Annotated in this window: 11 protein-coding genes; 3 read left to right on the forward strand and 8 right to left on the reverse strand. The window is 47.4% G+C overall.

The window, feature by feature from the left end; all coding sequences use genetic code 11:
- Positions 1 to 102 precede the first annotated feature (102 nt).
- The 7 genes from aroF to QT974_RS24855 all read right to left on the reverse strand — a co-directional run bounded on the left by aroF (position 103) and on the right by QT974_RS24855 (position 6,652).
- A complete protein-coding gene (gene aroF / locus QT974_RS24825; protein WP_333471072.1) occupies positions 103 to 1,164 on the reverse strand; it encodes a 3-deoxy-7-phosphoheptulonate synthase in 1,062 nt (353 codons plus the stop codon).
- Positions 1,165 to 1,417: 253 nt separating this feature from the next.
- Positions 1,418 to 1,918 (reverse strand): PAM68 family protein, encoded by a 501-nt coding sequence (locus QT974_RS24830; protein WP_333471073.1) that lies wholly within the window; start codon positions 1,916 to 1,918, stop codon positions 1,418 to 1,420.
- A 170-nt stretch (positions 1,919 to 2,088) separates the two neighbouring features.
- Positions 2,089 to 2,358 (reverse strand): 30S ribosomal protein S15, encoded by a 270-nt coding sequence (gene rpsO, locus QT974_RS24835; protein WP_333471074.1) that lies wholly within the window; start codon positions 2,356 to 2,358, stop codon positions 2,089 to 2,091.
- A gap of 235 nt (positions 2,359 to 2,593) precedes the next feature.
- Entirely contained in the window at positions 2,594 to 3,217 is a 624-nt protein-coding gene (ruvA, locus tag QT974_RS24840) for a Holliday junction branch migration protein RuvA (RefSeq protein ID WP_333471075.1), read from the reverse strand.
- Positions 3,218 to 3,254: 37 nt separating this feature from the next.
- The gene (locus tag QT974_RS24845; protein ID WP_333471076.1) at positions 3,255 to 3,605 is read right to left on the reverse strand and encodes a type II toxin-antitoxin system RelE/ParE family toxin; all 351 of its coding nucleotides are present in this window, start codon (positions 3,603 to 3,605) and stop codon (positions 3,255 to 3,257) included.
- Entirely contained in the window at positions 3,595 to 3,849 is a 255-nt protein-coding gene (locus tag QT974_RS24850; RefSeq protein WP_333471077.1) for a type II toxin-antitoxin system RelN family antitoxin, read from the reverse strand. Before QT974_RS24850 ends, QT974_RS24845 begins: the two co-directional genes overlap by 11 nt.
- 172 nt (positions 3,850 to 4,021) lie before the next feature.
- Positions 4,022 to 6,652, reverse strand: coding sequence for an AAA-like domain-containing protein (locus QT974_RS24855; protein ID WP_333471078.1), 2,631 nt, complete (start codon positions 6,650 to 6,652; stop codon positions 4,022 to 4,024).
- A 977-nt stretch (positions 6,653 to 7,629) separates the two neighbouring features.
- On the opposite strand from QT974_RS24855, the gene QT974_RS24860 reads away from it, so the two are divergent.
- Positions 7,630 to 7,839, forward strand: coding sequence for a hypothetical protein (locus QT974_RS24860; RefSeq protein ID WP_333471079.1), 210 nt, complete (start codon positions 7,630 to 7,632; stop codon positions 7,837 to 7,839).
- A gap of 265 nt (positions 7,840 to 8,104) precedes the next feature.
- On the forward strand, positions 8,105 to 8,677 hold the full coding sequence (locus QT974_RS24865; RefSeq protein WP_333471080.1) for a hypothetical protein: 573 nt from the start codon (positions 8,105 to 8,107) through the stop codon (positions 8,675 to 8,677).
- Here QT974_RS24865 and QT974_RS24870 read toward each other — a convergent pair.
- Positions 8,674 to 8,910, reverse strand: coding sequence for a hypothetical protein (locus QT974_RS24870; RefSeq protein WP_333471081.1), 237 nt, complete (start codon positions 8,908 to 8,910; stop codon positions 8,674 to 8,676). The genes QT974_RS24865 and QT974_RS24870 overlap by 4 nt on opposite strands.
- On the opposite strand from QT974_RS24870, the gene QT974_RS24875 reads away from it, so the two are divergent.
- A complete protein-coding gene (locus QT974_RS24875; protein ID WP_333471082.1) occupies positions 8,909 to 9,625 on the forward strand; it encodes a GUN4 N-terminal ARM-like repeat domain-containing protein in 717 nt (238 codons plus the stop codon). The genes QT974_RS24870 and QT974_RS24875 overlap by 2 nt on opposite strands.
- Positions 9,626 to 9,940 lie beyond the last annotated feature (315 nt).

The raw sequence follows: 9,940 nt of genomic DNA on the forward strand, positions 1-9,940 counted from the left end.
GAAGGGGGACTTTGATCGGAATCTTGTCCCCCCCTTATTAAGGGGGGTTAGGGGGGATCGGATTCTATGCAGCCTCATAAAAAATTGGTATAACATCCGTTCTTACGCCAAAACTGGCACTGGTTGCGGCCAACGATTCATGACTTTACCAATAACGGCCAATTCTCCCATCAACTTGTCGAACTGATCCGGTGTTAAAGATTGCGGCCCGTCAGACAAAGCTTTTTTGGGATTCGGGTGCACTTCAATCATCAGCGAATCTGTACCAGAGGCGATCGACGCAAACGCCATTGAAGGTACAAACTGCGCCCAACCTGTCCCGTGACTGGGGTCAACCATAATCGGTAAGTGAGTCAGAGTTCGCAATACTGGAACCGCCGACAAATCGAGGGTATTGCGCGTATACTGCCGGTCATAGCCGCGAATGCCGCGCTCGCACAAAATCACGTTCGGATTGCCAGCAGCCATGATATACTCGGCTGCCATCAACCATTCTTCAATGGTGGCGGAAATGCCGCGCTTCAGCAAAATTGGTTTGTCTTGAGCTCCGACTTTTTTCAACAGTGAGAAATTCTGCATATTTCTCGCGCCGACTTGAACTACGTCGGCTACTTCCACGATCGCACTTAAGTCCGCCGCATCCATAACTTCGGTAATAATTCCCAAACCGCTAGCTTCCCGCGCCGCCGCTAGCAATCCCAAAGCACTCTCGCCGTGGCCTTGGAAAGCGTAGGGGGAAGTTCTCGGTTTGTAGGCGCCACCGCGCAGAAAATGAGCTCCAGCAGCTTTGACGCGCATTGCCGTTTCCACAATCATTTCTTCGTTTTCGACCGAGCAAGGGCCTGCTACGATCGCGATCGGGTGATGCAAGCCGATCGTCACGGTTCCCAAAGGAGTAGCAACTTCTACGGAGCTCGGTTCACCTTGGCGGTATTCCAGAGAAGCGCGCTTGTACGGTTTTTCTACCCGGAGCACTTCTTCAATCCAAGTGCTCATTTCGCGCAGTTGCATCGGTTCGAGCTCAACGGTGTCGCCCACCAAACCCATGACGGTTTTGTAACGCCCGACGATTTTTTCTGGTGTCAAACCCCAGCTAGTGCGGAGTTCTTCGTCTAGGCGATCGATTTCGGCTTCTGGAGTGCCGGCTTTCATTACTATAATCATATTTTTTTCTGTTGTGTTGCGCTAAGACACGCATTATGACACGGATGGAATCCGAAAAATCCCGTTTTTACCTAAGTCTCGATCCCCCTCGCATCCCCCGATCGATCGGGGACTTTGACCAAGTTCTTGTCCCCCCGCAACGATTCGGGGGGCGCCAGGGCGATCTGAGCTAATCGTCAAACAGCAGTCTCTGACTGGGTTTAACCTGTTTGTTGACACCAATGACTAATGACTGCTGACTAATGACTAATCACTAACTTTTCGGTTTAGCGGCGCGCCACGCTTCTCGCATCCGTCCAAAATTAGTATTAAATTCTTCCCACCCCAGAGTGCTTCCTGAAGCTTCTTCATCCCAAGAAGCCGAGAGGACTCCGTAGCTTAATCCCAGTACGCCTAGACCAAAACAGCCCATGCTTACCAACAATACCGCTGTGTTGGGCAAGTCAAATAAGCCTTTGCTGACTATCAAATAACTGACAAAAAATGTGGAAATTCCCAGGATTGTCGGTATGCCGCAGAATACCGCGATGCGGGATATCATGCGTTTGCTGACTACTTCTGGGATGGATTGCGCCTGCGGGTCTGTTTTGCTCGATCGCGCCTGCGGGCCTGTTTTTGTGGCTTTGGGCTGCTTTTCGGGTTTTGATTCTTCTGTGACTGTGTTTGCTTCGGTTTCTGGGGGCTTTTTAGCTATTTTTTTCCGATTTGAGGCCGGTTCAAAAGGTAGGCGCTGGCTGGGTGGTTCGGAGGACATATTTTATCTTTAACCTGAAATCTCGAACATTTATTCAATAAATCTTGGCGAGGGTTTACGCAACTCTGACGGTTAATCAACGGTTTGAAACCGATTTGCGATCGGTGCGTAAATCCTGCTGGCGTTTGTCCAAGATTCTTGAATATTGTCGCAAATTTTCGCTGGGCTGTTTAGCCGCGAATGCCTAAACGGGCAATTAATGCTTTGTAGCGATCGACATTTTCCTTTTGCAGGTAGGCTAGCAGGCGCTTGCGGCGGCTGATCATCATCATCAAACCGCGCCGGGAGGCGAAGTCTTTTTGGTTGATTTTCAGGTGGGCGCTGAGCTTGCTGATGCGATCGCTCAGCATGGCGATTTGGACATCTGCTGATCCGGTATCGGTTTCATGGGTTTGGAAGTCGCCCATGATTTCTTGTTTGCGTTCTTGTGTAAGAGCCATGAATTGATTTTAGGTTTTTTTGTACGATTGTCACAATCCCATATAGTATCACAGGGTTCCGCTGAAGGAGCAAATTTTTCGCACGGATGGGTTTGTTTGTGGGGCAGAATTTGGGGTTTTATGTGCGGTTGCTGGGTTATATCTTTGCCAAAAGTCCTGATCGATCAAATTTTGGGACGGGCCCGACGCCCGTCCGTCTTGGATGTTTATTCCCGGTTGCTTGGTTTGATAGGGATTATCTGCTTAAGTATGCGATCGCCTCGCGAATCCAATCATCCGCATTAGCTTTTTTTGACAAGTTGCTGTCTTGGCTGAGAGTTTGCAGTGCTTGCAAGACTTCCGCCGCAGTATATCCCATCGCCAACAAAATCATCTCCACTTCTTCTTGAATCGCTGCGGGGACTCCGGCGGCGACGGAAGTTGTCAAACCTGCTTCCTGTCTCCATTCCGAGAGTTTGCTTTTGAGTTCCAGGGCGAGGCGTTCGGCGGTTTTTGCGCCCACGCCGGGGGTTTTGGCGAGGATGCGGGTGTTACCGCCGACGATCGCCTGAACTAAATCTTGCATTCCTAAAGTGTCCAACAGGGCGATCGCCAGTTGAGCACCCACACCGCTAACACTCGTCAACTGCCGAAACAAATCCCGCTCGGCCGTGCTGCCAAAACCGTACAATACGATTTGGTCTTCCTTAACTTGCTGGTGGGTAAAGATTTGGGCGACTTCGCCGGATGCTGGCAATTGACCGGTCAGGCGGGGTAAAATTTGAATTTCATAGCCAATTCCATTGACTTCGAGAGTCAGGATAACGCGGTTGCTGCCTTTGGCGATATTGGCGACTGTGCCTTTGAGATAGCTGATCATAAAATTAATAATAATAATACACCGCTATTGGCTTTGATCAAAATCGGCGATGATGGTGCGGATTTCGTTGAGGCTGATATCTGTGCGATCTGGCGAGTGAGTATATGGTTAACAAAAGCACTATCGACGGTGATTCAACTCGATAAATCATGGGATATCCTGCACTTTTCCCTTTTTGAATGTTGCTGTTTTTCACCCGGACTTTTAAGATGATATAATCTTCGCCCATTCCGGGAATGCGATCGCCAATAAAATTGCCAGCCTGTATTTGTTCAATTACTGGTCCAGTATCTAGCCGGATTTGGCGAAATCTTTTGGATAATTCACGCAAATTTTGCTGATCCTCAGGTGTTAAATCGATCTGAACGAGTTCGGATTCATTCGACATCGATGCCCTCCCACATTTGAGAAAGAGGTATTCGCTGTCCGGTTTTAGCTTCCTGCAACGCTCTTCTGAGACTGGCTTTTATTTCTGCAACGGTCGTATCATCTGGATCTTCTTCAGTTTCATCTGTAGGTTCCGAAAGAAGGAGAATGATTCGCAGGAGACTCGGAATATCGAGTGTTAAAGGTCGATCGAGCAATAATTGACCTTTTTCGTCGATCGTTCCTGTGACTTCAAAGGCTTTCATTTATTTTTCCTTGATTTTTTTGACTTAAAGCGGTTCTCAAGCGTGGTGAGGTATGCCCGATGCCCGATGCCGGATGCCCTATGCCCTATGCCCTATGCCCACGAGTACCTCATCTTTTTGAGAAAGGCTATAATACAATTATATAACGCTGCCAAAGCAATTTTGTTATTTCTTAATTCAAAATAAGATGTTGTTTAACTAAAGACAAATCTGCATTCCCAAAATTTACCACCAAAGCCACATTAAAATTTTCCAAGGATTTTACAAACCACATAACTTCATCGGAAACTTTACCTTCATAGTGATTGAACAAAATAGAAAATCGTTTTTCCAACTCTGGTTTGACTTTGCCCGAAAGCAGTACGATTTTCAGCAGTAAACCCATTGTCCGGCTGGGGCCGAGATTGTACACCAAATCGTAAAAAACGTAGTGGCTGGGATGTTGGGAGTTTTCCACTACTAAAAAGTTGAAAAGTTGGTTGCAAGTCCGAGTTAACAATATATTATTTAATTTCATCGAGTCGTTTTCTCGCAAGGTATTTTTGATATGTTTGTACAAGCGGTCATTAAATTGACGCCCGCCGTATTCTGGTTCAACTGAGGATATTAAATATTCATATAAATCCTGTTTGAATGCGCCGTAAGATAAAGTTTGTCTGGCATCTCTCAGGAAAAATTGAGCAGATTCTTTGTAACTGCGATCGCCTGCTACTTTCCCGGCAAATTCTCTAACAGCCAAGTGCAGTTCCGCATCGTTCAACAGAGTGGGATTGGGAGCAGAATCCACAATTCCTATCTCGGTATTTTTGGGCTCAACTAAATAATTTAAATAGCGAGACAAATTTGTTTCAAATTGTCGCTGTCGTTGAATTTCCAATTTTTTAATAGTTTGTTGATCTTCCTCAATGCTGTCCTTGCTCAGCAGAGAATGCCCGTACAAATAAGGATACCGACAAATCAATTCGCCCAAAGGAGCATGACTATCTTGTTTCTGCGGTTTTGGCTCTTGGTCTACTGCTTTTACTAAGCGTTCTAGGGTCTGGAATTCTTCACTTTTAGTAAAGAATGCTATTTGTTGTTGCAAGCGCTTGACTATGTAAAATTCCATCCCGAATCGGGGAGAAGTCTGTTTAAATAAAGCTACTAGATTGGCGATCGCCAATTTGTGATGCGAGTGCAATTGCCAGCGGTTGATCGGGATGTAGCAGCAGCGGTGCAGAATATATTTAAACTCCCGATCGGATCGCTTGACGGAGATGATACTGTACAAAGTTGCTTCAATTTGGCGATCGGGATAGCCCATACCGTCGATAAATAGCTTGCGGAACCGCTCTATTACCTGTGCGGGGGATTCTTTGTCCACGCAAGAGACGATGTGATCGTACAATCTCTGTTCGTTGCTGCCAATTGGGAGAGTCTCTGAGGGCGGGGTGAGAATGCTGTCTGTATCGGTGTCTGCACTGGTATCTGCAACTTGGGCGACGGCGCAGGGCGGTTGTTCTTGAAAAGTTCCGGGATTCAAGAACCAATAGTGTTCTTGACTTAATTGTTTGTTCGCCGCCCAATCCAAAGCTGACTGCAAGCTTTCCCCGGTGAGTAACTGCGATTGATCTTCGCGATCGGACGCCAGCCATGCTGCCAGCGCCTCGCGGTACGGAGCCAAATTACCCAGTTTTTTTTCCACCCAAAACTGATTGAAAACAGATTGATAAATTTGGTTAGCAACTATTAATTTACCCTGATATTTAACCACGATTCCTGACAGTTGCAATTCGATTTGTTCGGGAGAGTAATCGGCAGTTACTCCCGCCAATTCTCCCGGTTTTTCTGGGTCGGGCGGTTGCCCAATTTGCTGGTATAGGGTTAACAGTTTGGTGAGATCGCAGCGGCTGTGTTCAAGGCGATCGCGAATTGCTGTCAAATGTTGGGGTTCGTCTTGTTCTTCCCAATTTTTAATAATTCTGTGTTTGAGCAGTCTTTTTACCTGCTGGGCTTCGCAATTTCTGCCAATAAAAGGCCCGTATTCCAGTAGCAAGTAGCAAAGCTTTTGAGTCAAAAACGGTTGGCCGCCCGTCCAAGCTAATATTGCTTGCAGCACTTTTTGAGGGCGAAAAGCTTTGAGTGCCAATCCTTTGGCTAGCGGCAAACTTTCGTGCAGTTGCAATCGAGTTAGATTAATCGATCGTCCAAGATTAAAAGGGTTGCGGCTTGGATCTCGGATCAATTGTGATGGGGCTGCTACTCCGAAAACCGCAAAAGTCAGGCGATCGTATTCGGGTTGCTCTGCTCGCTTGGAGTAACAACTGCGGATCGAGGCAAAAAAATCGCTGGTACTAAAATTTAGGCTGCTGGTGCTGTCAATGTCATCGATAAAAATTACTAGATTTTGTCGAATAGACTTGAGCAAAATTTTTTCGATAAATATCTCGAATCGCTGCACGGGCGATAGCAGTTCGCGATCGTTCCACCACTTGAGGGCATCAAACCTGTTTGTGAGGCGCAGGGTGCTGGCGATGCGGTACACGATCGCGCCGTACCATTTTTCGAGGGAAATTTCTGGGCTGCTAATGCTTTTCAAGTTGACGGCGCCAAAAGCTGTACCTTCTGCTTGCAATCTTTTGGCTGTTTGCACTAGCAGGCTGGACTTTCCCATTTGCGGCGCACTCAACACGTAGCAGAAGTGTCCGGCTTTGAGTCCTTCGTAGAGTTCGCTGTCTGCCGAGCGCCTGACATAGGTGGGCGCGCCGGCAGGTAAATATCCTCCGACTTGATATTGGTAGGTTGAGTTGACGAATGTGGTCATCTGCGAATTCATCAAGATGCTGGGCCTCTGTGCTGTGCGATCGAAAGGTTACAAATTCAAATAATTATTATGGTCGGCTTACTCTGGTGGCAAATTATTTTGCCTCTTTCTCTATTGTCTGCTAACTCACCTTTATCCATCTCAATCTTTACCGTATCTTTGCAAGAGTTCACCCCCAATCCAAGGATTGCGGGCGATCGTACCCGGCACTTTGTTCTTGATACTCGTTGGCACAATCATTTAAATTTTGACTCAAACCAATTGAGAAAGGCTACATCCGAGTTGATTCACATTTTTTTACAATAATACTTTAAAATTCACCCGGTGGTATGATGTGTTCAGGGAAATTCATAACCGCGGCGCAGTCAACGTTGTGCCGGCTCTGTCGGCTGCAGAATGCCGGAATTCAAGGCAAAGAAACGGGCGCCAATAAAAAACCCCAGCGTTTGGCTGAGGACTGCTTGAGTGGGAGATATCGTTAATCTGCGTTTTTTTAGTTGACTTAGATTGCATGGAATTCCATGCTGCTGACACTCCCCCGACTTCCGCAAGCGCGGGGAAGATTAAAGACAAACTTTTGGGGATAAATCCACAAAAAGTTTGATTTTTAAAGGCGCTGTCAGTACGCCGCTGGCCACTGGCCAAACTATCACAGTGAAGTCTGTGGCTAATTTATAGAAGATGCGCCCTGATGACTTAACTACCCGATGGATGAGCACCCTGATGGCATAACTCCCTGATGGATCGACGCCCTGATGGCTTTCGCTCCACTACCCAAAAAAATCTGGTTGGTGGATGATCGTGGACATTAGTAACACGTCACTTCCGGCGTTTCCGATCGCAAGCGGGTGTGCCTGTCTGAATTGATTATGGCAGGCAGATTTATCAGAAGACAAGTGGGCTATTGCATCAACCCACTTCTGAGAGATCGGGTTAGCCAAAAGCGGTTTATCTACGTTAAATCAGGGTCATCGAACATGAAAAACAGCATCTTAGTATTAGCGGTAATCGCCTCCGGTGGCATTGGCTTTTTCCAGACAGGGAGCGCCCGTGCGAATGCGATCGTCCCACAAGCTTCATCAACCAGCAGTTTGACTGCGGGGCAGAGTCGTCCCGACTTTAACTACACTGGAACGAATGAAGATGGGGAGCAGGAAGAAGTAAAAACGGGTAAAGGCAAAAAATAATAGGCGCTCTGAGTAGTTCGCCGGCGCTGCGGTGGTGGTGGTGGTGGTGTTTGTTGTCGCAACCGCCTTGGCTTGGCGGGGGGCGTAAAAACTCCCTCCGAATATCAGCCTACGCAATCCAAGGGGTTGAAGTCAGAACGGTGAATGGGAAAATAAACAGGTAAGGCGAGTCTGTCGGTGGAGTTTCCCCGCCTATCAACTTCCTTACCTTCTGATGTTCGGGATTCGGATCTGGCACAATCGTATTTCATCTCGTAAAAACCCAATGGAAAATACTCTCGAAACTACCCGCAGACAGCGCGTATTGACAAGAACCCAGGAACGGCGTCAGGCGACACCCAAGGAAAAACAGTTAATTCACCTGCTGGCAAATATGGCTTGCAGTTTGATTAACTATGACTACAAACACGCAGCAGGCAAGGAAACTCTCGCGCCTTCGGAACGCAAGCGCTTAGCGGAATGGCACTACCTGCGAGTTCAGCAAATTCGCCGGATCGAACGCTCATTAGAGCCCGTAGCGACCCTTAAACGCGTTTACTACAAGAGCATTCTCAGTCCGAGGGATCTGAAGTCTTTGAAACTTCTGTGGCTTGACGAGGACAAAAACCGCGTCAAACGGGTCGATCCTGACTTGGACGACATCCTCAGCTCCGCTTTGGATCGGGGAGATACTTTGAAACAGCTATTTCATACGATCGAGTCCAAGGGACGGATATTTGCGGAAACTCCTCGCCCAGGGGTTGTACCACTGTGGGTGAAAGAGTGGGAAGACTCGGAATATGACATCAACTTTTTTCCGCCTTCTTTCTCTGCATGGGTTTCCATCGTGGACGATTAGGTTGGAAAAGAAACGGTTTGACACCGCAGCGATCGCCAAAATGAGATGATTAACCGTAGGGTGATGGCTGCAATTGGCTGTCGAGCGTGCGATCGAGCCGGAATAGGCGACATGGCGCGCAGACATCCGATTATAGAGAAGTGAATCGAAGTCAGTACCATTGTACAATGGGGGAAAACCAGGGCTTCAGCTAATTGCTGATAGCTGATAGCTGATAGCTGATAGTTTCCCATGACTGACTCGATTTCTACTTCTCCATTAGACTCGGCCGCCGATACAGCCGAACTCCGCTCACAGTTGAGGTCTGGTTCAGAGAAAACTCAACTGCAACTGCTGCAACAACAAATAGCAGATGCAGGTTGGGATGTGTTGATGGAATTTTTATTAGAGCGCAAGTCGGAGGAACCGACGGCGGTAATGGGTAAGGCTTACCAAATTCTTTATAGTGCGGATTCTGCCAGAGCGACGGAGTTTTTGCGATCGAATTTTCCGACGGGAATTGTGCCGCTGCGATCGGATGCTAACATTGATTACACTCCGCTGCAACAATTATTGGCCCTACAAGAATTTCAAGAAGCCGATCTATTGACTTTAAACAAACTTTGTGCGTTGGCGGGCGAGACAGCTTCAACAAGAAAGTGGTTGTATTTTACTCAAGTTGAGAGTTTGCCCGTGGCAGATTTGCAAACAATTAATACGCTGTGGAAAGTTCATTCCGAAGGCAAATTTGGCTTTTCGGTACAGCGGGAAATTTGGCTGAGTTCGGGCAAGAATTGGGATAAGTTGTGGCCGTTAATTGGCTGGAAGAAGGGAAATAATTGGACGCGCTACCCGCAAGAGTTTATTTGGGATTTGAGCGCGCCGAGGGGTCATTTGCCGCTGTCGAATCAGTTGCGGGGAGTGCAGCCGTTTGCGGCTTTGATGGCTCATCGGGCTTGGGTGAAGTAAAGGGTTGACGAGTTTTGGGAGAGATCGGACGGCGGTTGAAACCAGGTTTACACAAACAATGTCCGAGCGAGCGAGGGACTCAATAAAATCATGTAAAACGTAATTTTCACCGCCTATTCTTCAACCCGCGCAGGCGGGTTTTGTTTGTATAGCTGCGGTTTCAACCGCCGGGTCTTTTTTGAGGAATGTTGGGAAATTTTGTATAATTGATATTTGAATTAATGAGCGAGAGGGCTGAGAGTCAATCGATTTGAGATTTGAGATTTTAGATTTTAGATTGAAGCATTGACCCCACGGATGAATCCGGGGGCTTGT

The organism is Microcoleus sp. BM001215392 (assembly GCF_036700185.1).
Taxonomy (GTDB): Bacteria; Cyanobacteriota; Cyanobacteriia; order Cyanobacteriales; family Microcoleaceae; genus Microcoleus.